Genomic DNA, 23,127 nt, shown 5'->3' on the forward strand with positions numbered 1-23,127 from the left:
GGAACCGAAGATACAATTATAGAACCATTTTCACTTCTTTAAAATCACTGATTATCAGGCAGAATTCATATCTCCATCTCAATCACATACCCTTCATGACCTCTGATATTAATAAATTTCCCACCTTCGAAAGCAAGATACTGTCCTTTAATTCCTTTTAGAATCCCTTCAAATTCCGGATTTTTATCTAAAGTAAAAGACGTGATTTTTTCTGGTGCTTCATACGGAAAATCGAGTTTTACAATTTCTTCTTCACCGGAATAGAAATTTTTGAAATCTTCGGGGAAATGGTTTTTTATTTTCTCGCGGAAGTCAGCTAGATCCAAATCATCTTCATAATCATCTTCCAGCATTTTGCGCCAGTTGGTTTTATCGGCAAGATGTTCTTTCATTGCCACTTCAATCATGCCGGCTTCGTAGCGGTTTTCTGTTTTTGCAATCGGAAGTGCGAATGTTGCACCCTGATCGATCCATCTCGTGGGGATTTGCGACGCTCTTGTTACGCCCACTTTCACATCGCCAGTGTAAGCCAGATAAACGATATGCGGTTTTAGCTGAATCGATTCCTCAACTTCTAAATTCCGTTCGCCAATTCCCAAATGCGCCGTAGACAGTTCCGGCCGAATAATCGTCTCGCTGGCAAAAGGGCTTTCGAAAAAACATTTTTTGCAGAAACCCATCCGGTAGATTTTCTCGTCATTGTCGCAACTTACACACTCGTAACCGATATGTTTCAATTTAATATTCTTACCGATCAACTGATTCATATTAATTAAATCATTCGACAGGTTAAGGAAATACTGAATTGGCTGACCATTTTGAGTGGCCATTTTAAGAATCTGTCCGGAGAATTTCATGATTAAATATTTAGAGCCAAATATAAAAAAACATCCTGGATTAGGATGTCTTTTAAGTTTTTAAAAGAGAAAAACTACTTCTCGTGTTCTTCGTCTTTTTTCAGTTTTTCGGCATCTGCTTTTTCATCTTTGACCGCATTTTGCTCCTCATCCTTCACGCCAACTGCCGTTTTCACGGTGGCAGAATCATAACTCAAATCGGTAGAATCATTATGCAACAATGAATCTGAAGCGGGCATTACCACTTCAGGATTTTCAGCCGCCGCAGTTACGGTTTCTTTTTTATTACACGAGACAACAAGCAGAAATGCCACCATCATCACTAACGGATACTTAACAATCATTTGTTTCATAACTTTGGTTTTATTACACAATATTACGGAAAACGCCAATAAAATACTATGCGTTAAATCATACAAAATGAACCACTTAATCCGTTTTAATCAGCAACAATGAAGTACAATATGACTCTTAAAAAAATTACGCAAATCCGTACGCTTCAGGATTGAATTTTTTTATTAAATCCCTATCTTAGCGTTTTAAAAACACACCATGAATTACATCATAACAGGCGGCTCGGGATTTATAGGTTCTCATTTGATCGAGCACTTATTAAAAAATGGACATTCTGTCATTAATGTTGACAACTTTGATGATTTTTATGATTACAAGATTAAAATCAAAAATACGCTGGAATCCGTTGGAGAAATGCTAGAGTTTACCTTCCATGAAAAAGAACTGGACGTTCAGAAATTAATTTTTGAAACCTCATCAAAAAATTATCAGCTATATTATCAGGACATTAGAGATAAAGAAGGATTAGAGAAAATTTTTCAAAAGCATAAAATTGATATCGTGATTCATCTTGCAGCTTTAGCAGGCGTTCGTCCTTCGATCGAGCGGCCGCTTGAGTATGAGGAAGTGAATATCAAAGGAACCATGAATCTTTGGGAGTTGTGCAAAGATTTTAAAATTAAAAAATTCATCAACGCTTCAAGTTCGAGTGTTTACGGGAATAATGAAAAAACGCCTTTTTCAGAAGAAGATGCTGTAGAGAAACCTATTTCGCCTTACGCTGCCACGAAAAAATGTGTTGAGATTTTAGGACATGTTTATCATCATCTTTATGGAATTGATATCATTCATCTGCGGTTTTTTACCGTTTACGGCCCCCGACAAAGGCCTGATCTTGCGATTCATAAATTCACCAAACTCATATCCGAAGACAAAGAAATCCCTTTTTATGGAGATGGCTCTACCGCAAGAGATTATACTTTCATTGAAGACATCATTGAAGGCATTCAGAAATCAATTGTGTATATTGAAACGCACGATCATGTTTACGAAATCATCAATTTGGGTGAAAGTGAAGTGATTTCCCTGGATGAAATGGTGACCGCAATTGAAAATGAACTAGAAAAGAAAGCACTGAAAAAAAATCTGCCAATGCAACCCGGCGATGTGATAAAAACGAGTGCGGATATTGAAAAAGCCAAAACTTTAATCGGTTATCAGCCAAGAACTCATTTCCAAAATGGCATAAAAAAGTTTGTGGAATGGTTTTTGAGAAATGCTTCCTGAAAAAAATAAATATTAATCAAAGTTTGTTGAAAATCAGAGACAAAAATATTTTTATGTCAATGATTTTTATACTTTTGCAAAAAATTATATTATATGTATTGGACATTAGAATTAGCTTCTTATTTAAGCGACGCACCTTGGCCTATGACAAAGGCGGAACTTATTGATTATGCAATTAGAACAGGTGCACCAATGGAAGTGGTAGAAAATCTTCAAGCCATCGAAGATGAAGGGGAAATCTATGACTCGATTGAGGAGGTATGGAGCGATTATCCTACCGATGATGATTATCTTTGGAATGAAGATGAATATTAAAAAACACAGTCGATCGTCGTTTTCGGCAATCGACTTTTCTATTTTAGAAAAATTCTAAAAATTAAAATTTTTAAAATGGCCGCGTGTTCCCACGCATTGAGCCGAAAGCAAATACTATGGGATTTATAGACAATGTTCTTAAAGGTTTTCTTGGTGACAAAAATGTGACTGACCTCAAGGAAGTAAAAAAAGTTTTAAATAAAATAAAAGCAGTAGAGCCGAAAATTCAGGAATTAACTGATGATGGTTTACGAGCGAAAACTGCCGAATTTAAAGAAAAATTAAAAACTGCAACTGCCGGTTTTACCACGCAGATTGAGGAAACCAAAGAACAGATCAAGAATTCTACAAACGTTGATGAGAAAGAATCGCTTTTTTCCAAAATCGAAACCATAAAGAAAGATTCTTACCAAGTCGAAGAAAAAATTCTTAACGAAATTCTTCCAGAAGCTTTTGCACTCATCAAAGAAACTGCCCGCAGATTGGCCCAGAACGGAGAAATCCGCGTTACGGCAACCGATCTGGACCGGGAGTTTGCAGCAACGAAAGATTTCGTTGACTTAGACGGCGACACCGCAGTCTGGAAAAACCATTGGGATGCAGCAGGAACTCCTATCGTTTGGGATATGGTCCACTACGATGTACAATTCATCGGTGGTGTGGTATTGCACAGCGGTAAAATTGCAGAGATGGCCACCGGTGAAGGTAAAACCCTGGTGGGAACATTACCGATTTACCTGAATGCTCTTCCCGGAAGAGGAGTTCACGTAGTAACAGTAAATGATTATCTGGCGAAAAGAGACTCCCTTTGGATGGGACCTATTTATCAGTTCCATGGGATGACCATCGACTGTATTGATAATCACCAGCCAAACTCAGACGCCAGAAGAAAAGCATATCAATCAAGCATCACTTACGGAACCAATAACGAATTTGGTTTTGACTATTTGAGAGACAATATGGTGACTTCCCCTTCCGAACTGGTACAGGGAGAGTTAAACTTTGCCATTGTCGATGAGGTAGATTCAGTATTAGTAGACGATGCGAGAACACCATTAATTATTTCCGGTCCGGTTCCACAGGGAGACAGACAGGAATTTGATACTTTGAAACCATCTGTTGACCGTATTGTTGAAATTCAGAAAAAAACGGTAAGTGCCATTTTCCACGAAGCTAAAAAACTGATCGCTAACGGAAATACCAAAGAAGGAGGATTCAAACTTCTTCAGGCATACAGAGGTTTACCTAAAAACCGACAGCTGATTAAATATCTTTCAGAAAGTGGGCATAAATCACTTCTTCAAAAAGTTGAAGGACAATATATGCAGGACAATAATAAAGATATGCCGATTGCCGATAAAGATTTATACTTCGTCATCGACGAAAAAAACAATCAGATTGATCTTACCGACAAAGGCGTGGAATATATGTCTGCCGGAAATGAAGATAAAGATTTCTTCGTCCTGAATGATATCGGAACTGAGATTGCTGAAATCGAAGCAAAGAATTTAAGCAAAGAAGAAGAATTTGAGGCCAAAGAAAAAGTATTCAGTGAATTTGCGGTAAAATCAGAAAGAGTTCACACCTTAAGCCAGTTGCTGAAAGCGTACACCTTATTTGAAAAAGATGATGAATATGTGGTCATCGACGGTGAGGTGAAAATCGTGGATGAACAAACCGGCCGTATTATGGAAGGAAGACGTTATTCTGACGGACTTCACCAGGCGATTGAAGCGAAAGAAAATGTAAAAATTGAAGCCGCAACACAAACCTTTGCGACCATTACTCTTCAGAATTATTTCAGAATGTACAACAAACTCGCAGGAATGACGGGTACAGCAGAAACTGAAGCAGGCGAACTTTGGGAAATTTACAAACTGGATGTAGTGGTAATTCCTACCAACAGACCCATTCAAAGAGATGACAGACAGGATTTGGTTTATAAAACAAACCGTGAAAAATACAACGCAGTAATTGAAGAAGTTGAAAAATTAACTGCCGCCGGTAGACCGGTTTTGGTGGGAACAACGTCCGTAGAAATTTCTCAGTTATTATCGAAAGCTTTACAATTGAGAAAAATTCAGCATAATGTGCTGAATGCAAAACTTCACGCCAGAGAAGCAGAAATCGTCGCAATGGCAGGTGGTCCTGGTGTGGTAACTATTGCAACCAACATGGCAGGTAGAGGAACGGATATTAAATTGCAGGGCGAAGTCAAGAAAAATGGCGGTCTGGCAATTATCGGTACCGAAAGACATGACTCAAGACGTGTTGACAGACAGCTGAGAGGTCGTGCCGGAAGACAGGGAGATCCGGGAAGTTCACAGTTCTATGTTTCTTTAGAAGACAATTTGATGCGTCTTTTCGGTTCAGAAAGAATCGCGAAAATGATGGACAGAATGGGTCATAAAGAAGGGGAAGTAATTCAGCACGGAATGATTTCTAAATCCATCGAAAGAGCACAGAAAAAAGTAGAAGAGAACAACTTCGGTATCCGAAAAAAACTTTTGGAATATGACGACGTGATGAACAAACAGCGTGACGTTATTTACAAAAGAAGAAAGAACGCCTTATTCGGTGATCACCTGAAATATGATATTTCAAACATGATCTATGACGTGTCACAATCGATCGTTACCCAAGGAAAACTGGAAGGAGATTATAAAGAGTTCGAATACGAAATCATTAAATATTTCACCATGGAAACTCCGGTTACCGAGAGTGAATTCAAAACGAAACAGGTTCCGGAATTGACCAATATTCTTTTCAAAGCGGCAACCGAAGATTACCAAATGAAGTTGAATCTGTTGAAAGAAAAATCATTCCCAATTATCGAGAATGTGTTCCAAAACCAGGGTTCAATGTTCAAAATGATTCAGGTTCCTTTCACCGACGGTACGAAAACAATGACCATCGTTACCGATTTAAAAGAAGCTCATGATACCCATTGTGATTCTTTGATCAATGATTTCGAGAAAAATATTTCTCTTGCTATCATCGATGAAAACTGGAAATTACACTTACGCGAAATGGATGATTTAAGACGTTCTTCACAAGGTGCGGTTTACGAACAAAAAGATCCATTGGTGATTTACAAACAGGAATCTTTTTATCTTTTCACCGAAATGGTAGAAAGAGTCAACAAAGAAATCGTATCATTCTTATACAAAGGAGAAATCCCAGCTTAGGAAAAATAATACTATTCAATAAAAAATCCCAAAGTGAAATTTTACTTTGGGATTTTCTTTTTTAAAACAAAGTCCAACTTGGAAAAATACCCACCAACTCATCAATCAAAAGATTATTTTTTTGAAAAGTTTATACCAAAAATTCATGACAAATATCAACTGAAACCGAACACCTACCAAGTAACTTTCAATCCATCAGCAACATAAGCAGCAATCCCAGTCTGCATTTCATTTCACAACGATCCACCATTAGTGTTCTTTTTTAGCAACAGTTCTAATATTTTTTGTAATTTTAATGATTAAATAATTTCATTAATGGCATTAATAGACCTATCCAAGCAAGTAGCACTCGGCGTTGATATTGGCGGAACCAATACAAAATACGGACTCGTCAATCACCGCGGCGAAATTTTAGAAAAAGGAAGTCTTAAAACCGAGGAATATCCCGAAGTAGAGGATTTTATAAATGCCTTATATGATAAAGTTTCCCCTTTAATAATGAAGCATTGTGGCCAAAGACAGTTCGATGGAATCGGAGTGGGCGCACCCAATGCCAATTATTTCACCGGAACCATCGAACAGGCACCAAATCTCCACTGGAAAGGAATTGTGCCTTTTGCAAAGATGATGACCGATAAATTTGACGTTCCCTGCAAAATGACCAATGATGCCAATGCTGCCGCCTTAGGTGAAATGATGTTTGGTGCAGCCAGAGGAATGAAAGATTTCATCATGATGACCCTAGGAACGGGTGTGGGAAGCGGAATTATTTCGAACGGGAAATTAATTTACGGACACGACGGTTTCGCCGGAGAACTGGGCCATACCATTGTAAAACCAGGTGGCAGAAAACACTGGAGCACCGGTTCTGAAGGTTCCCTGGAAGCGTATGCCTCTGCAACCGGAATCACCATTACCGCAAAAAAAATGCGCGCAGAATTCCCGAATTCAATGCTCAATGATTATCCGGAAGAAGAAGTGAATTCTAAAATTGTATTTGAATGTGCCACACAAGGAGATCCTGTAGCCATTGAAGTTTTCCGTTATACCGGACAAAAACTAGGAGAAGCTTTGGCTAATTTCGTGATGTTTTCTTCACCTGAAGCTATTTTACTTTTTGGCGGTGTAATCAAAGCAGGCGATTTTATTATGAAACCAACCAAACTTCACATGGAAAGAAACCTGTTCCCTATATTCAGAAACAAAGTGAAACTGGTTTTCAGCGAACTTGACGAAGCAGATGCTGCCATCCTTGGCGCAAGTGCTTTGGTTTGGGAGAAGTGACTGGCATGGTTTTCGTGAAAAAACTAATAACTGTTTTTATCGTATATGATTAAAAATAAAAATCAGTTTTATCACAATGAAAAAATTATTAATTCTTATTATCAGTATTTTTTTAATTTCCTGTAATGGTCAGGAAAATAAAAAGTTGGTTACAAATAACAAAAAAATGGACAAACAAAATTTAGAATACGTCACTTTTGGTGGCGGATGTTTTTGGTGCGTTGAAAGTTGTTTCAATTTACTAAAAGGTGTAGATAAAGTAATTTCCGGTTACTCCGGCGGTCATAAAGAAAACCCTACCTATGAAGAAGTCTGTACGGGAGAAACGGGTCATGCAGAAGTAGTACAAATCGCTTATGATCCAAAAATCATCTCTTATGAACAGTTAATGGATGTTTTCTTTTTCCTGCACGATCCCACTACTTTGAACAGACAGGGAAATGATATAGGGACCCAGTACCGCTCCGTGATTTTCTATAAAGACGACGCCGAGAAAGCTAAAGCAGAGGAAGCCATGAAAAAATCTGAAGCTTCCGGAAAATACAGCGGAAAATACGTAACTGAGATTACGAAACTTGAAAAATTTTGGCCTGCTGAACAATACCATCAGGGCTATTATGAAGCGAATCCTACGCAACCTTATTGTAGCGCGGTCGTAGGACCGAAGATTGCCAAATTCAAAAAGCATTATGGCGAACTGGGAATGCTGAGACCCGAAGTTGACTGATAAATAAAGCGAAGAAATTAATCTTCGCTTTTATTTTTTCTAAAAATATAATTGTATAACAGTTTTTCGGTCATAATATAGTTTTTAACGCAAGGGCCTCAAATGTTTTTGACAAACACCCTGCTTTAATCCTTTTTAAAGACATTCAAAGACGCAAAGCAGTTCGACTTGGTCAAATCTACAGCTTCACTCACGCAATGTCTGTTTGGAACCGTAATATCGCCAATGATGATTGTAAGTTGTACGAGTTCCCATTAATAAAAAAAAAGACCGCCGGATCATTTCCAGCGGTCTTTAACAATTTTAAAAAAAAGTTATTTCACCAAAGTCAATTCACTGATTAAGTGACCTGCTTTTCCGTATTTTTCAATCGTCCAGAGGACCATTCTGATATCGACATTAATGGTTTTCTGCCATTTTTTATCGAAGATAATATCTCCACTCAGCGCTTCGCTATTTCCGTCGAACGCTAAACCAAGCAAATTACCCTGACCATCAAGAACTGGAGAACCTGAGTTTCCGCCTGTGATGTCGTTATCTGTTAGGAAATTCACCGGCATAAAGCCTTTTTTATCTTTGTACTGACCGAAATCTTTTTTCTTCACCAGATCAAGGAATCTTTGAGGCAGATCAAATTCTTCATCTCCTTTTTTATACTTCGCTACCATTCCGTTGATTTCGGTATAGTAGTTATTTTTTTCTTTGATTCCTGCATAATTTCTATCAGCTCTTTCTGGCAGAGTAGTAACCTTACCGGTCGTTAATCTCATAGTAGAGTTGGCATCTGGATAGAAAGCAGTTTCTGGCTGGGATTTTCTAAGACCGTCTAAAAACAGTCTGCTGTTTTTTGCAAAAGCGTCATCAACTTTAGCAAATTTGTCTCCGTTTAATTTTTGGTCTGTGATGAATCCGTTAGCTAATTTCAATAAAGGATCCGCATCGATTTTTAAACGGTCGGGATTGTTTAGAAAATTCAGGGCAGATTCTTTGGTTGCAAAAATTGAAGAGAACGCCATGTTGGAAAGATTTTTAGCGTCAGCTGCAAATAATGTAGCAGAACCAACTTCTTTATTCGCTCTCTGTTGATAAAGATTTACCATAGAGTTTAACATTTCACCTTCAAGCTTTACATTAAATTTATCATAAACTCTATCAATCGCATCTGTTACCTTGGTTTTCATCGCAGCTTTTCCGGCCACATCCTGGTCAGCATACGTATTTAGAAGTGAACCCAATTGGTAAGCAATTGTGATATACTTTGCATTTCTCTGTAATTGTGAAGAATAGTTTCTTTCTACATTACGATCAGACATCTGCGCATAGTTTGCTTTAATGTCCTGCAAAATACCACCGTACATTGCTTCATTTTCCGGCAATAAAGCCCAAGTCTGGAATTTTTGTTCTAAAGCCTGTTTTTCTGCAACCGTTCCGTTTTTGATGACCGCATCGATCGTTCCCTGTCTGTTTTTCCAGTAATTGGCTACGGACGCATATTGAGAAGCATAATCAATCTTGGTTGCCTGATCTTTGTCCATATATTTTTTCATGACATCCATGGCAACTTTAGACGCTTCTACATAAGCCGGATAATCTTTGGTAACCATTTGCTCGATACCGTAGGAAGTCAAAAACCGGTTGGTTCTCCCAGGATATCCTAAAATCATCGCAAAATCTCCAGGCTTATACCCTTTCATTGAAATAGGCAGCGCATGCTTTGGTTTCATTGGAACATTGCTCGGGGAATATTCTGCAGGATTACCGTTTGCGTCAGCATATACTCTGAATACTGAAAAATCTACGGTATGTCTTGGCCATTCCCAGTTATCGGTATCGCCACCGAATTTTCCCAACGCATTTGGAGGAGTACCTACCAAACGGACATCTTTGAAATCCTGATATACAAAATAATAGAATTCATTTCCGTTATAGAAATCTCTTACAACAACAGTATATTTCCCGTTTTCGGAGTTTTCTGCCTGAATTAATTTATATTCTGCATCGATGATATTTTTTCTTTCCTCAGCAGACATATTGTTATTAAGTTTGGCGTTGATTCTTTTAGAAACATCATCCATTCTTACCATAAATCTTACCGAAAGTCCTTTTGAAGGAAGTTCTTCACTTTTTTTCATTGCCCAGAAACCATTGGTTAAATGGTCTTTTTCAGGAGTAGAAAGTGCTGCAATATTTCCGTAACCACAGTGGTGATTGGTAAACAGCAAACCTTCTTTAGAAACCATTTCAGCAGTACAACCTCCACCGAACTGTACGATAGCGTCTTTCAGACTAGAATTGTTTACCGAGTAGATTTCGTCGGGTGTTAATTTTAAACCGTCTTTTTTAAGATCGACTCCATTCAGTCTTTTGATCATGCTCAAAAGCCACATCCCCTCATCTGCTTTTAACTGCAGGAAACTCAACATAAACGTGAGTAATAAAAAAATTCTTTTCATTTAATAATTTATTTAAGGTGCTAATTTAAGAAATTCATTTTACTTGACAGATAGCAAAATAAAATGCATGATAAAATCCTTAATCTTTCACTATTAAGTAAAAGATTGCGCTGTTTTGGGTATTGGGAATTTTATCGGAAATAGGATTATAAATACTGCTTTCTTTAAATTCGCAGCATTTCAGAGTGGGGAATATCATCTTCTAAATAACTTTTGCCAGTCGGGATAAACCCAAACTGCGCATAAAAAGCAAGAAGATAATCCTGTGCCGAAATTCGTATTGAAGTTCTGCGGTATCTCGCTTCGATAGTATTGACTGCGAAATTCATCAGGGTTTTCCCCAGATTCATTTTCCGATATTTATAATTGGTCAAAACCCTACCTATCGAGCTTTCGGGATATTTTATTCCTGCTGGAAAAATCCTGCAGTAGGCCGCAACTTCACCATTGTTTTCTGCCCAAAGATGGATGGCTTGCGGATCATAACCGTCAACTTCAGGATAAGGACAGTTTTGTTCTACCACAAATACATCGATTCTGGCTTTTAAAATCCGATGTAATTCATCCGTTGAAAGTTGATCAAAAGTCTTAATGTTCCAAACGAAATCTTCCATTTTCTGATAAGAAATAATTTAAACGTTAGAATTTAACGTGATTATGCATAAGGAATTCATTTGTTTTTGTAATAAAATCCAGTATTCCTTCACCACCCGTTTTTTTCTCGGCAGAGGTCACATAGACTTCCGGCAAATCTTCCCATGTTTTCAGCAGTTCTGATTTATAATGCTCTACGTTTTTAGCGATTACGGTTGGTTTCAACTTATCTGCTTTGGTGAAAACAATTGAAAAAGGGATTGAGTTTTCGCCGCACCATTCAATAAATTCAATATCGATTGCCTGTGGCGTATGTCGGGAATCAATTAAAATAAAGAGATTAACTAAATTTTTCCGATTCAGGATATAGTTTGTAATCAGTTTTTCAAAATCCCGCCGCATGCTTTTGGAAACCCGGGCATAACCATAACCCGGAAGATCGGTAAGAAACCAGCTTTCATTAATAACAAAATGATTAATAAGCTGCGTTTTCCCCGGCGTTCCGGAAGTTTTTGCCAAATACTTATGATTCATCAGCGCATTGATCAACGAGGATTTGCCCACATTTGATCTTCCAATAAATGCATATTCAGGCATGGTCGGTTCTGGGCAATCCTGCCATCTATCACTACTTTTTACAAATTCCGCTGTTTTGATAACCATAATTAGTTCTTTTAAAATATAACTAAAATAAAAAATGGAAGAATAAACTTCCATTCAACTACTTTTTTTGTTTCTGTAACCACGAATATAACAGATCATTAAATTCTTGTGGTCTTTCCATCATTGCGGCGTGACCACACTGATCAATCCAATATAAATCAGAATTGGGTAATGCATTATGCATATCTATTGCCACATCCGGCGGCGTCACATTATCTTGCTTTCCCCAAATCAAACAAACCGGCATTTTTATTTTCGGCAAATCGTTTAACATATTATGTTTGATGGCACTTCTTGCCAACATCACCGTTTTTATTCCTTTCATTCTGTCGTTCACAACAGCAAATACTTCTTCTACCAAATCGTTTGTGGCAACCTTAGGATCAAAAAAAACTTCTTCAGTTTTCTTTCTGATATAATCTTTGTCGCTTTTTCTGGGAAAACTGTCTCCGAAAGATTTTTCATATAAACCGGAACTGCCGGTAAGAACAAGATTCTCGACCAGATCAGGTCGTGCTAAAGCAAGGATTAAACCTACGTGACCACCCATTGAGTTTCCCACAATTGTTGATGCTCTGCCCACTTTTTCTTCGATGAATTTCGCGACATACTTCGCGATGGTCGTAAGATTGGTATTCAGAACGGGCAAATCGTAAATAGGAAGTACAGGAACAAAAACCTTATACCCCTTCTCTGAAAAGTAATTTACGGTATCATCGAAATTACTTAATCCACCCATTAAACCATGTAATAAAATTACAGGGTCACCATCTCCAGCTTCTATAAAAGCGAACTTCTTGTCCTTTTTAGTTTTAAATATCATAAACATTACGCTATAAGCGTTTGCAAAAATACAAATTAAACGCCAAAACCAACTTATTTAGCATTATTTATATATTAAATTTAAGATTTTTTCACCGAACGACCAAGTTCTGCGAAAAAAAATCAAAACAACTTATTAACTTCTTTTTAATCAATACTTTAATCATAAAGTCAAAACTTATTAACATTAAGTCAAAAAGTGGGAAAAAGTGGGAGCTTTTGGAAATTTTTATATAAATTTGTCCCAAATGAAGAATTTCATCGGAACATATGAATGCAGAATAGACGACAAAGGTCGGCTAAAACTCCCCTCTTCGCTGGTAAAACAGATGGGGGACTTTGGCGACGATTCCTTTGTGGTCAAACGTGCTGTATTTCAACCCTGCCTGGAAGTTTACCCAATGCAAGGCTGGGAACAACTGATGAACAAACTCAACAAACTCAACCGTTTCATTAAGAAAAATGCAGATTTTATCCGAATGTTTACGGCGGGAGTGAAAATCGTGGAGCCCGATAATGCGGGACGTTTACAAATTTCAAAAGACCTTACGCTCTTTGCGAACCTTCGAAAAGAAATCGTAATCACCAGCGCAGGCGAACTTTTTGAAATCTGGGACAAAGAGGCCTATGAAAAAGTAATCACCACTTCAGAAGAAGATTTCGCAAAATTGGCTGAAGACGTGATGGGAACGATCAGTTTCGACGGCGAAGAACCGTAAAACGTTCAGAGAAATTTAAATTAAAACACCTAGAAGAAAAAAATGTATCACAATCCTGTTTTGCTGAAAAAAAGTGTAGATGATTTGGTAACGAATCCAGACGGCATCTACGTGGACTGCACCTTTGGCGGCGGCGGTCACTCGCGTGAAATCCTGAGCAGACTTTCTGAAAAAGGCAAACTTTACGCTTTCGACCAGGACTTAGATGCCCTCAAAAATACGATTGACGATCCTCGGTTTACACTCATCAACCAAAATTTCAGGTTTTTGGAAAATGCATTGATGATGTACGGTGTTTCGAAAGTGGATGGAATTCTTGCGGATTTCGGCGTTTCTTCTCATCAGTTCGACGAAGCTGAAAGAGGTTTTTCGACCAGAAGCAATGCGCCGCTGGACATGAGAATGAACGTCATGCAACTTCTGGATGCTAAAAAAGTCATTAATGAATATGAGGAAGAGCATCTCGCAGATATTTTATACCAATACGGTGAAATTCGGGAATCCAGAAAGTTAGCACGGGAAATTGTGAATCACCGAAAACTGAAACCCATTGAAACCACCGAAGATTTGAAAAAACTCTTCAGTTACATTCCGCAGTTTAAGCAGAACAAAGTTTTTGCCCAGATTTTTCAAGCCATCAGAATTGAAGTCAACCAGGAACTGGAAGTCATTAAAGAATTACTGGTTCAGGCGCACAGAATGCTGAAACCCGGTGGCAGATTAGTCGCCATCTCTTACCATTCTCTGGAAGACCGGCTGGTCAAAAGATTTTTGAAAAACGGAATGTTCGAAGGCGAACCGGCAAGAGACATCTACGGAAATTACGACAAGACTTTTGATCTTTTGCAGACCAAAGCAGTCGTTCCGGATAGTGAAGAAATTAAGGAAAACTCGCGGGCGAGAAGCGCAAAATTAAGAACAGGTATTAAATTAAAATAAAAAGGAGGCTCGACTCAATCAACCTCAAGTCATGGCAAAAAGACCAACAAACCGTCCACAGAAAAAACTCACTTTTATTGATATTATAAAAGGGAATTTTTTGAACCGTGACGAAGTCACTATTCATTACAGGTATTTTTTGTTGGTGTTCTTCTTATTAATGTCTATGATTTACAGCAATCACTTAGTGAGTACGAAAATCGAACACGTTAATATTTTAAAAGAACAGACAGAAGAGTTTAAATCGAGAAACGCGTTTGCCCAAAGCAGACTCATAAAAGTAAAATTAGAATCAGAATTAGGAAAAGAAATGGTGCAGGATTCTTTGCTATCATTAGAGAATCATCCCCATAAAATCCTGATAAAAATAGACAGTTTAGATGGCAGTACAAAATGAATTTGAAAAAAAACGCTCAAACACATTGAGATGGGGCTACCTTTTTGCGGGGTTTGCCTTTATTTTGTTTGTGGTGTTTCTTGGGAGAATTCTGTTTTTACAAAACACTAATGTTCAGGAAATTAAAGATGATTACATCAATAAAAACTATCGTGAGGCCACTTTAAAAGCTGCCCGCGGAAATCTCTACGCTTCTGATGGTTCAATCCTCGCCACTACGGTTATGCGGTATGACGTTTATATTGATTTTAAAATAATTAAAGACACGGTTTATTCCAACAACATCGGAGCTCTAACCGATTCTTTATCTAAAATGTTCGGAAAGCCGAGAAGCTATTTCAGAGACCGCTTTGATCAGCAGAAAAAAACCAGAAATCAATATTATTCTTTGGTTAAAGGACTTGATTTTGATGATTATGACCGCATTCGCCAGTTTCCTATTTTCAAAAAAGGTAAAAACAGAGGTGGATTTATCGTTGACAGAAATTATAAACGGGAATTGGCAACCACACAAATTGGAGCAGGAACCATCGGCATGGATAATGCCATTTCCAAATCCGGGCTGGAAGGTGCTTTTTCTAAGTTTCTGACCGGAACCGACGGAACACGACTCGAACAACGCGTTAATTCCAGCCAATGGAAACCTATTGATTATTGGAAAGTGAATGAACCCATCGATGGTCAGGACGTTTATACCACTATTGATATCCGGATTCAGGATATTGTTCATTCCGCTTTGGAAAAACAACTGGTGAAATTCGACGGGGAACACGGTACCGTTTTGGTCATGGAAGTCGCGACTGGAAAAATTAAAGCCATGGTAAATCTTCGCAGAACAGAACCGGGAATTTACGTTGACGCTTACAACTATGCAATAAAAGACAATATTGAACCGGGATCTACCTTTAAAACAATTTCATTATTGGCGGCCATGGATGATGGATTCATTAATGAAAAAACAACCGTGGATGTTGGAAATGGCGTTTGGACTTATGCAAAACAAAGAATTTCTGATGGTCACGGTGGAGGAATTTATGAGATTTCAGATGTTTTGGCCAAATCGAGCAACGTAGGAACCGCAAAGTTGATCACCCAATATTATGCAGATAAACCTCAGGTTTTCTTAGATCACCTGCGCCGCTGGAAACTCTTTGATAAAATGGATATTGAACTTCCGGGAATTACAAAACCAAGAATTTTAACACCGAAAAGCACCACCTGGAATGCTGCGACACTGGCGTCGATTTCTTACGGGTACGCAACCAATATTAACCTTTTGCAGTTAACTACTTTTTACAATGGTATTGCTAATAAAGGTAAAATGCTCGAACCTCTTTTTATTGAAAAAATAGCGAAAGACGGCAGAATACTTTATGAAGCGAAACCCAAAGTAATGGTCAATAAAATGGCTTCTGAAAATGCAATCAGGATGATGACAGGCGCTTTAACGCAAGCGGTGGAGAAAGGAACGGCAAAAAGTATTTTTACACCGAACTTAAAAATGGCCGGAAAAACCGGAACCGCACGATTTGAATACTGGAAACCAGGTCCGATGAAATACAAAGCTTCATTTGCAGGATTCTATCCGGCAGACAATCCGAAATACACTTGTTATGTGATGATTAGTGAGCCCGACAATTCAAAAAGCTTTTATGGTTCAACAGTTGCAGCACCTGTATTTAAAGAAATTGCCGGAAAAACATTCCTGAAAACACCTCAAAACATTGAGAAAGAAATGTTGGTCGATAAAAAAGTGGATCTCAGCAAAATGACTGAACCCAATGTGAAAGTGGCGGTAAAAGACAGAAAAATGCCCAACGTTACCGGTTTAATCGGAAAGAATATTATTCCTCAGTTAGAAAACCAAGGCTACCGGGTGGATTATAAAGGAGTCGGAAAAATAAAAGAACAGTTCCCTCTGGAAGGAACTGTCATTAACAAAAACCAAAGAATTTACCTGCAGTTGCAGAATTAAAATAACACCAGTTCTGAAAGGGACAATTAACAGAGGATAGGAAAAATTTCTATCATATATAAATAAAATGAAATTAGAAGAAATCTTAAGCAGAATCCCGGTTCTGGAAATCATCGGAAATCAAGACCGTGAAATTTCAGCAATAATTTTCGACAGCCGAAAAGCAGTTGAGGATTCCCTTTATGTGGCAGTCAAAGGAACGGAATCTGACGGCCATGATTTCATCAGTTCTTCTGTTGAAAAAGGAGCGACTGTAATTGTCTGCGAAAATATTCCAAATGAAATCAAAGCAGAAATTACCTATATAAAAGTAAAAGATGCCGCAAGAACCTTGGGTCACCTTGCTTCTAATTTTTACGGAAATCCTTCTTCGAAACTAAACCTCATCGGGATTACAGGAACCAACGGAAAAACTTCTACCACTACCCTTTTATTTGATATTTTTAAAATATTAGGTTTTAAATCGGCGTTGATTTCTACTGTGGAATATCGAATCGCTGACGAAATTATTCCTTCTACGCACACAACTCCTGACGTGGTCCGTTTGAACCAAATTCTGGCAAAAGCGGTTGAAGAAGGTTGTGAGTATGCTTTCATGGAAGTTTCTTCGCACGGAATCCATCAGCACAGAACCGAAGGTTTACATTTTAAAATCGCAGGATTTACCAATATAACGCATGATCATCTTGATTACCACAAAACGTTTGAAGAATATCTAAAAACGAAAAAAAGATTTTTTGATGAGTTGAGTTCAGATACAATTGCCATTACGAACGTTGATGACAAAAACGGAAACGTAATGTTGCAAAACACCAAAGCGAAAAAGAAAACTTACGCTTTGAAAACAATGGCAGATTTCCATGGTAAAATCACAGAAATTGATTTTAATGGAATGCTTCTCAACTTTAATGGAAAAGAATTCTGGACCACTTTGACCGGAAAATTCAACGCTTACAACTTGCTTCTTGCGTATGCAGTTGCAATTGAATGCGGTTTTCATGAAGATGATATTTTACCGGCGATTTCACAATTAAAAAGAGTGAACGGCAGGTTTGAAACTTTAAAATCTGACGGCGGAATTTTCTTCGTTGTCGATTATGCACATACTCCCGATGCTTTAGAAAATGTATTGGATTCCATCAACGATATCCGAACCAAAAACGAAAGACTGATCACCGTATTTGGTTGCGGCGGAGACAGGGATCATGCGAAGCGTCCTGAAATGGGAAAAATCGCAACGAGAAAATCTACGCTGGCCATCATCACTTCCGATAATCCAAGAACAGAAGATCCTGCAGAAATCATTAAACAAATTGAAGCAGGCGTAGAACCACAAAACTTCAGCAAATACACTTCAATTCCTGACCGGAGAGAAGCGATTAAAATGGCAATTAAATTTGCAGAACCGAAAGATATTGTCGTAGTAGCCGGCAAAGGACACGAAACTTATCAGGAAATCAATGGCGTAAAAAACCACTTTGATGATAAGGAAACCATTATTGAGTTAGCAAGACTCATGTCTAAATAATTAAAACTGAAAGATTAAATAAAACGTTATGTTATATTACCTCTTCGAATATCTAAGCAGCCACGGAATTCACGTTCCTGGAATGGGAATGTTTAAATTCATCTCTTTCCGTGCAGGAATGGCTGTTTTGTTTTCCCTGCTTATTGCATTGGTTTTCGGTAAAAAAATCATCAACTATCTGCGAAATAAACAGATGGGTGAATTGGTACGCGATTTAGGTTTAGAAGGTCAAAAGCAAAAGGAAGGCACGCCAACGATGGGTGGTTTAATTATCATTTTGGCAACTTTAATTCCGGTCTTACTTTTCACCAGAATTATGAATGTTTATATTGTTTTACTTATCGTATCTGTGGTTTGGATGGGTGTGATCGGGTTTATCGACGACTATTTAAAGAAAATCAAGAAAAATAAGGACGGGCTCAGCGGTAAATTCAAAGTGATCGGTCAGGTTGGTCTCGGTTTAATTGTAGGAGTCACCATGTATTTCCATCCCGATATTACTGTGAAAAGAAAATATGCAGATGCCAAAGAAGTCAACCGAAATAACGTAGAAGCCAATTTTATGAAGACGGAAAAATCTACCGTTTCTACGGTCCCGTTTGTAAAAAATAATGAGTTCGACTACAGCGGTCTTTTATTTTGGATGAGCCCTGAAGATGCTCATGAATGGGCTTGGATTGTTTTCATCCCAATAGTAATTTTCATCGTCACTGCCGTTTCCAATGGTGCCAATATTGCCGACGGAATTGACGGACTGGCCGCAGGCACGAGTGTCGTTATTTTGCTTACACTTTCACTTTTTGCCTACCTCTCCGGGAATATTATTTTTGCGGATTATCTCAATATTATGTTCCTGCCGAATATGGGTGAAACCACCATTTTTGCGCTCGCTCTGGTGGGTGCTGTTATCGGTTTTTTCTGGTACAATACTTATCCCGCTCAAGTATTCATGGGTGATACCGGAAGTTTAATGTTAGGAGGTGTTATCGCAGTTTTAGCAATTATCCTCAGAAAAGAATTACTGATTCCTGTTTTATGTGGAATTTTCTTAATTGAAAATCTTTCAGTCGTACTGCAGGTAGGAGTCTTTAAATACAGAAAAAGAAAATACGGATTGGAGTACGCGCAAAACAACAGACTGTTCAAAATGTCTCCTCTTCATCATCATTATCAAAAAGAAGGATATCACGAAAGCAAAATCGTCAACCGAATGATCATCATCGGGGTTTTGTTTGCCATTATTTGTTTAATCACTTTAAAAGTCAGATAACCAGACCGTTCAGTAGGAACGACCGATATTTTTAGACAGGAAATTGTTCCTGTTAAATTAAAAAACAGAATATGAAAATAGTTGTTTTAGGTGGCGGAGAAAGCGGCGTAGGTGCAGCTTATTTAGCAAAGAAGAAAGGCTTGAATGTTTTTCTTTCGGATAAAGGTGCGATAAAAGACGATTATAAAAAACAGCTGATTGAAGCCGGAATCGAGTTTGAAGAAGGACAGCATGACGAAGCCCGAATTCTTGAAGCAGACTGGGTGATCAAATCTCCCGGAATCCCGAAGAAAGCTGATATTATCTTTAAAATCAACCAAAAGGGAATTCGCCTCTCTTCAGAAATTGAATTTGCCGCTGAATTTACCCAGGCCAAAATTATAGCCATTACCGGAAGTAACGGAAAAACAACAACGACCTCATTAATCTATCATATTTTAAAGAATGATCATCTGAAAGTGGGTTTAGCCGGAAATATCGGAAAAAGCTTCGCAAGACAGGTGGCAGACGAAAATTTCGACTACTATGTCTTAGAAGTGAGCTCTTTCCAGCTGGATGATATTCAAAGTTTCCGGCCTTATATTTCTTTGTTATTGAATTTAAGTCAGGATCATCTTGACCAGTACAATTACAATTATGAAGATTATGCGCTGGCAAAATTCAGGATTGCAGAAAATCAGGAGAACGATAATTTCTTTATCTATAACAAAGATGATGAAATGAGCATGAACCTTCTGGAACAGCTTGCCATCAGAGCGAAGAAGATTCCGTTTTCCACAAAAGACAATTTAAATGAGGGCGGTTTTATCAATAATGATAAAATAGTGGTGAAGATCGAAGATGAGTTTTCAATGAAAATTGCAGAACTTTCTTTAGTTGGAAATCATAATATTGCCAACAGTCTGGCCGCTTCCATCGCCAGTAAAATATTAAAAATAAGCAATGAAAGCATTCGAAATTCATTGATGACCTTTCAGGCAGTTGAGCACCGCTTGGAACAGGTTGCCCAAATTAATGGAGTTACTTTTATTAATGACAGCAAAGCCACGAACGTGAATGCAACATATTTCGCTTTGGAAAGCATGAACCAGCCAACCATCTGGATCGTAGGCGGCGTTGACAAAGGGAATGATTATACCGAAATAGAAAATTTGGTTAAAAGAAAAGTAAAGGCAATTGTCTGCTTAGGAATTGACAATCAGAAAATCATCGACTTCTTTAAAGATAAAAAAGATGCTATTTACAGCACTTCAAGTATGGAAGAAGCGGTAAGAGTCTCCAAATCACTGGCAGAAAAAGGTGATACCGTTTTGCTTTCGCCATGTTGTGCAAGTTTCGATTTATTCGACAATTATGAAGACCGCGGACACCAGTTTAAAAATCAGGTTTTAAAAAAAGCCATCGACTAACCGTAGATTAAAATGCAGGAAAGAGAAAACAAATTCGAGCTGTTAAAAGGCGACAAAGTGCTGTGGAGCGTAATCTTACTGATTTCGTTCTTCTCGGTATTCCCCGTTTATTCTGCAAGTTCTAATTTGGAATATATCGTCAACAGCGGAACCACCACTTCGCACCTCATCAAGCATTCTTTTTTCGTAGTGCTTGGTCTGGCAATCATGCGCGGTGTCGGTTATTTTAAATATGAACATATCGGCAAACTGAGCAGCTACCTTTTGGTATTTACCATTGCGCTCTTAGGTTTAACCATGTTTTCCGGACAAACCATCGATGGTGCTTCGGCCTCTCGTTGGTTAAAAATACCGGGAACACCCATTTCCTTCCAGCCTTCTTCTTTTGCTTATTTAATGTTGATTATTTATCTCTGCAGGTATTTAACAAAGAAAATCAAAAGAGAACGTCTTCCGATTGAAAACATATTTTACATCTTTGGCCCGGTTTTACTGGTCTTTGGTTTGGTCGCAAAAGATAATGGGTCGACGGCTTTAATGATATTAATGGTTTCATTAATTGTAATGCTCATCGGTCAGTTAGATAAAAAATACATCTTTGGGTTTGTAGGTCTTTCATCAGTAATGATCGGGATTTTCATGTTTCTCGCCTTAAAGACCGACCTCATCGGAAGCAACCGGGTTCATACCTGGATGAGCCGTGTAGAAACTTTTACCAAAAAAGAAAATCAAATTGAAGACGAAGCAGATAAAGCAAAAAATTATCAGGTCATGCAGGCAAAAGCCGCAATCGTTCATGGTGGAATCACCGGAATGGGTCCTGGTAAAAGCGCCTTGAAACAAATGCTTCCTCAGTCTGCCTCGGATTTTATTTTCGCCATTATTGTTGAAGAATACGGTTTTATTGGAGCTACGGTTTTGATAGCACTTTACCTCATCATGATTATCCGGATCGTAATGATTGCCAGTAAAATGCCTGCCTTCTTTGGGAGTTTACTGGTCTTAAGTCTCGGGACCATGATTTTTATGCAACTCACCGTGAACATTGCGGTCGCCATAAATCTCATTCCTGTGACGGGACAGCCGTTACCGCTTATCAGTTACGGTGGAACTTCGATGCTGGTAACCTATATTCAATTAGGAATTATCTTAAATGTAAGTTCGAGAATTCAGGTTTATGATGAAGAAGGAATGGGCAAAAAACAAAGTATCGAAGAAATAAATGACATTGCATAAAATCCCGGTGAAACGGTTTAATCAAGCATAGGTGAAAACCTATTAAAATCAAAAAAAGTGAACAATAAAATAAAAATTCTAATGAGCGGCGGCGGAACCGGAGGACATATCTTCCCGGCGATTGCGATTGCGCAGGAAATCCAAAAGAGATTTCCGCAGGCAGAATTTTTGTTCATCGGAGCCAACGGTAAAATGGAAATGGAAAAAGTTCCACAAGCCGGATTCAAAATTATCGGTTTAAATATCGCAGGATTCGACCGTGGTAACGTATTGAAAAATTTAAGATTACCATTTAAATTACTTTCGAGTATTACAACAGCCAGAAAAGCAATTAAAGAATTCCAACCGGATTTCGCCATCGGAACCGGAGGTTTCGCAAGTGGACCTGCGCTTTTTATGGCGGCCAATTTAGGCGTTCCAATTTTTGTTCAGGAGCAAAATTCATTGCCCGGAAAAACCAATACGTTTCTGGCGAAAAAAGCAAAAGCAGTTTTCACCGCTTACCCGAATATGGATCATTTCTTCCCGAAAACAAAAACCCTGTTTTTAGGAAATCCTGTCCGCAAAAATATTATTACAGATTTAATCGAAAAGGATTTAGCGAAGGAGAAATTAGGATTAGACAACAATAAATTAACAATACTTTCTGTCGGTGGATCTTTAGGATCAAGAACATTGAACAACGGCTGGAAAGAAAATATAGAAAAATTAATAGAAAAAGATTTCCAACTGATCTGGCAGACCGGAAAACTGGATTATAAAAGTTTGAATGAAGATTCGAAAATTTCAGATCAATCTCAAATTCAGTTAAAAGAATTTATTGCCGATATGGCTTTAGCCTATTCCGCAGCCGATGTTATTGTTTCGCGCGCCGGAGCAATCGCAATTTCGGAATTGGCGATGGCACAGAAACCGGTGCTTTTGGTTCCGTTTCCGTTCGCAGCAGAAGATCATCAAACCAAAAATGCGATGACCTTAGTTGAAAAAAATGCAGCAAGAATGGTGAAAGACACCGAAATGAAAGAAAAATTCTGGACGACTTTAATGGAAATCTGTGAAAACGAAAATCTAAGAAAAGAGATGAGCGAAAATTTAAAATTCTTCGCAAAACCTCTGGCCACAGAACAAATTGTAGATGAAATTTTATTATCATTAAATATCAAAGCATAA

Annotated in this window: 20 protein-coding genes; 14 read left to right on the plus strand and 6 right to left on the minus strand. The window is 38.1% G+C overall.

The features are described 5' to 3' along the window. Nucleotides 1-65: 65 nt before the first annotated feature. Together QGN23_RS09680 and QGN23_RS09685 are read right to left on the minus strand one after the other, a co-directional pair. On the minus strand, nt 66-857 hold the full coding sequence (locus tag QGN23_RS09680) for a DUF2797 domain-containing protein (protein ID WP_282904112.1): 792 nt from the start codon (nt 855-857) through the stop codon (nt 66-68). A 74-nt stretch (nt 858-931) separates the two neighbouring features. Beyond that, complete coding sequence (locus tag QGN23_RS09685) at nt 932-1,210, minus strand: hypothetical protein (RefSeq protein ID WP_282904113.1); 279 nt, start codon at nt 1,208-1,210, stop codon at nt 932-934. Between the two features lie 199 nt (nt 1,211-1,409). Between QGN23_RS09685 and QGN23_RS09690 the strand changes: the two genes are divergently transcribed. The 5 genes from QGN23_RS09690 to msrA all read left to right on the plus strand — a co-directional run bounded on the left by QGN23_RS09690 (nt 1,410) and on the right by msrA (nt 7,952). Then, complete coding sequence (locus QGN23_RS09690) at nt 1,410-2,438, plus strand: GDP-mannose 4,6-dehydratase (protein ID WP_282904114.1); 1,029 nt, start codon at nt 1,410-1,412, stop codon at nt 2,436-2,438. 93 nt (nt 2,439-2,531) lie between these two features. Then, nucleotides 2,532-2,753: a DUF2795 domain-containing protein gene (locus QGN23_RS09695; protein WP_133439307.1), complete on the plus strand. Its 222-nt coding sequence runs from the start codon at nt 2,532-2,534 to the stop codon at nt 2,751-2,753. A 116-nt stretch (nt 2,754-2,869) separates the two neighbouring features. Then, nucleotides 2,870-5,941, plus strand: coding sequence for a preprotein translocase subunit SecA (gene secA, locus QGN23_RS09700; RefSeq protein WP_282906384.1), 3,072 nt, complete (start codon nt 2,870-2,872; stop codon nt 5,939-5,941). A gap of 315 nt (nt 5,942-6,256) precedes the next feature. Then, nucleotides 6,257-7,225, plus strand: coding sequence for an ROK family protein (locus tag QGN23_RS09705; protein ID WP_282904115.1), 969 nt, complete (start codon nt 6,257-6,259; stop codon nt 7,223-7,225). 76 nt (nt 7,226-7,301) lie between these two features. Next, complete coding sequence (gene msrA / locus QGN23_RS09710; protein WP_282904116.1) at nt 7,302-7,952, plus strand: peptide-methionine (S)-S-oxide reductase MsrA; 651 nt, start codon at nt 7,302-7,304, stop codon at nt 7,950-7,952. Between the two features lie 314 nt (nt 7,953-8,266). Here the strand turns inward: msrA and QGN23_RS09715 are convergent, their stop codons facing one another. The 4 genes from QGN23_RS09715 to QGN23_RS09730 all read right to left on the minus strand — a co-directional run bounded on the left by QGN23_RS09715 (nt 8,267) and on the right by QGN23_RS09730 (nt 12,485). Next, entirely contained in the window at nt 8,267-10,405 is a 2,139-nt protein-coding gene (locus QGN23_RS09715) for a S46 family peptidase (RefSeq protein WP_282904117.1), read from the minus strand. A 164-nt stretch (nt 10,406-10,569) separates the two neighbouring features. After that, nucleotides 10,570-11,019 (minus strand): GNAT family N-acetyltransferase, encoded by a 450-nt coding sequence (locus QGN23_RS09720; protein WP_282904118.1) that lies wholly within the window; start codon nt 11,017-11,019, stop codon nt 10,570-10,572. 25 nt (nt 11,020-11,044) lie between these two features. Then, complete coding sequence (gene yihA, locus QGN23_RS09725) at nt 11,045-11,662, minus strand: ribosome biogenesis GTP-binding protein YihA/YsxC (RefSeq protein WP_282904119.1); 618 nt, start codon at nt 11,660-11,662, stop codon at nt 11,045-11,047. Between the two features lie 58 nt (nt 11,663-11,720). Further along, entirely contained in the window at nt 11,721-12,485 is a 765-nt protein-coding gene (locus QGN23_RS09730; RefSeq protein ID WP_282904120.1) for an alpha/beta fold hydrolase, read from the minus strand. 247 nt (nt 12,486-12,732) lie between these two features. Here QGN23_RS09730 and mraZ point away from each other — a divergent pair, with 247 nt between their 5' ends. The 9 genes from mraZ to murG all read left to right on the plus strand — a co-directional run bounded on the left by mraZ (nt 12,733) and on the right by murG (nt 23,127). Beyond that, nucleotides 12,733-13,203 carry a division/cell wall cluster transcriptional repressor MraZ gene (gene mraZ, locus QGN23_RS09735; RefSeq protein ID WP_282904121.1) on the plus strand — a complete coding sequence of 157 codons (471 nt, stop codon included), beginning with the start codon at nt 12,733-12,735 and terminating at the stop codon, nt 13,201-13,203. 42 nt (nt 13,204-13,245) lie between these two features. Then, a complete protein-coding gene (gene rsmH / locus QGN23_RS09740) occupies nt 13,246-14,142 on the plus strand; it encodes a 16S rRNA (cytosine(1402)-N(4))-methyltransferase RsmH (protein ID WP_282904122.1) in 897 nt (298 codons plus the stop codon). Between the two features lie 31 nt (nt 14,143-14,173). Then, on the plus strand, nt 14,174-14,539 hold the full coding sequence (locus QGN23_RS09745; protein WP_282904123.1) for an FtsL-like putative cell division protein: 366 nt from the start codon (nt 14,174-14,176) through the stop codon (nt 14,537-14,539). Then, the gene (locus QGN23_RS09750; protein WP_282904124.1) at nt 14,523-16,514 is read left to right on the plus strand and encodes a penicillin-binding transpeptidase domain-containing protein; all 1,992 of its coding nucleotides are present in this window, start codon (nt 14,523-14,525) and stop codon (nt 16,512-16,514) included. The genes QGN23_RS09745 and QGN23_RS09750 overlap by 17 nt, the downstream gene beginning before the upstream one ends. 67 nt (nt 16,515-16,581) lie before the next feature. Continuing rightward, on the plus strand, nt 16,582-18,042 hold the full coding sequence (locus tag QGN23_RS09755) for a UDP-N-acetylmuramoyl-L-alanyl-D-glutamate--2,6-diaminopimelate ligase (protein ID WP_282904125.1): 1,461 nt from the start codon (nt 16,582-16,584) through the stop codon (nt 18,040-18,042). A 28-nt stretch (nt 18,043-18,070) separates the two neighbouring features. Beyond that, on the plus strand, nt 18,071-19,312 hold the full coding sequence (mraY, locus tag QGN23_RS09760; RefSeq protein WP_282904126.1) for a phospho-N-acetylmuramoyl-pentapeptide-transferase: 1,242 nt from the start codon (nt 18,071-18,073) through the stop codon (nt 19,310-19,312). A gap of 71 nt (nt 19,313-19,383) precedes the next feature. After that, nucleotides 19,384-20,721 (plus strand): UDP-N-acetylmuramoyl-L-alanine--D-glutamate ligase, encoded by a 1,338-nt coding sequence (gene murD, locus QGN23_RS09765; RefSeq protein ID WP_282904127.1) that lies wholly within the window; start codon nt 19,384-19,386, stop codon nt 20,719-20,721. 12 nt (nt 20,722-20,733) lie between these two features. After that, nucleotides 20,734-21,957, plus strand: coding sequence for an FtsW/RodA/SpoVE family cell cycle protein (locus QGN23_RS09770; protein WP_282904128.1), 1,224 nt, complete (start codon nt 20,734-20,736; stop codon nt 21,955-21,957). 81 nt (nt 21,958-22,038) lie between these two features. After that, nucleotides 22,039-23,127: an undecaprenyldiphospho-muramoylpentapeptide beta-N-acetylglucosaminyltransferase gene (gene murG / locus QGN23_RS09775; RefSeq protein WP_282906385.1), complete on the plus strand. Its 1,089-nt coding sequence runs from the start codon at nt 22,039-22,041 to the stop codon at nt 23,125-23,127.

The organism is Chryseobacterium gotjawalense (assembly GCF_030012525.1).
GTDB classification, from domain to species: Bacteria; Bacteroidota; Bacteroidia; order Flavobacteriales; family Weeksellaceae; genus Kaistella; species Kaistella gotjawalense.

Excerpts from the sequence above, each read along its gene's own strand:
- mraZ (WP_282904121.1), top strand. The coding sequence starts at position 12,733 with ATGAAGAATTTCATCGGAACATATGAATGCAGAATAGACGACAAAGGT.
- yihA (WP_282904119.1), bottom strand. The coding sequence starts at position 11,662 with ATGGTTATCAAAACAGCGGAATTTGTAAAAAGTAGTGATAGATGGCAG.
- QGN23_RS09680 (WP_282904112.1), bottom strand. The coding sequence starts at position 857 with ATGAAATTCTCCGGACAGATTCTTAAAATGGCCACTCAAAATGGTCAG.
- QGN23_RS09695 (WP_133439307.1), top strand. The coding sequence starts at position 2,532 with ATGTATTGGACATTAGAATTAGCTTCTTATTTAAGCGACGCACCTTGG.
- QGN23_RS09705 (WP_282904115.1), top strand. The coding sequence starts at position 6,257 with ATGGCATTAATAGACCTATCCAAGCAAGTAGCACTCGGCGTTGATATT.
- QGN23_RS09770 (WP_282904128.1), top strand. The coding sequence starts at position 20,734 with ATGCAGGAAAGAGAAAACAAATTCGAGCTGTTAAAAGGCGACAAAGTG.
- mraY (WP_282904126.1), top strand. The coding sequence starts at position 18,071 with ATGTTATATTACCTCTTCGAATATCTAAGCAGCCACGGAATTCACGTT.
- murD (WP_282904127.1), top strand. The coding sequence starts at position 19,384 with ATGAAAATAGTTGTTTTAGGTGGCGGAGAAAGCGGCGTAGGTGCAGCT.
- QGN23_RS09755 (WP_282904125.1), top strand. The coding sequence starts at position 16,582 with ATGAAATTAGAAGAAATCTTAAGCAGAATCCCGGTTCTGGAAATCATC.
- rsmH (WP_282904122.1), top strand. The coding sequence starts at position 13,246 with ATGTATCACAATCCTGTTTTGCTGAAAAAAAGTGTAGATGATTTGGTA.
- QGN23_RS09685 (WP_282904113.1), bottom strand. The coding sequence starts at position 1,210 with ATGAAACAAATGATTGTTAAGTATCCGTTAGTGATGATGGTGGCATTT.
- murG (WP_282906385.1), top strand. The coding sequence starts at position 22,039 with ATGAGCGGCGGCGGAACCGGAGGACATATCTTCCCGGCGATTGCGATT.
- QGN23_RS09690 (WP_282904114.1), top strand. The coding sequence starts at position 1,410 with ATGAATTACATCATAACAGGCGGCTCGGGATTTATAGGTTCTCATTTG.
- QGN23_RS09720 (WP_282904118.1), bottom strand. The coding sequence starts at position 11,019 with ATGGAAGATTTCGTTTGGAACATTAAGACTTTTGATCAACTTTCAACG.
- QGN23_RS09730 (WP_282904120.1), bottom strand. The coding sequence starts at position 12,485 with ATGATATTTAAAACTAAAAAGGACAAGAAGTTCGCTTTTATAGAAGCT.
- secA (WP_282906384.1), top strand. The coding sequence starts at position 2,870 with ATGGGATTTATAGACAATGTTCTTAAAGGTTTTCTTGGTGACAAAAAT.
- QGN23_RS09745 (WP_282904123.1), top strand. The coding sequence starts at position 14,174 with ATGGCAAAAAGACCAACAAACCGTCCACAGAAAAAACTCACTTTTATT.
- msrA (WP_282904116.1), top strand. The coding sequence starts at position 7,302 with ATGAAAAAATTATTAATTCTTATTATCAGTATTTTTTTAATTTCCTGT.
- QGN23_RS09750 (WP_282904124.1), top strand. The coding sequence starts at position 14,523 with ATGGCAGTACAAAATGAATTTGAAAAAAAACGCTCAAACACATTGAGA.
- QGN23_RS09715 (WP_282904117.1), bottom strand. The coding sequence starts at position 10,405 with ATGAAAAGAATTTTTTTATTACTCACGTTTATGTTGAGTTTCCTGCAG.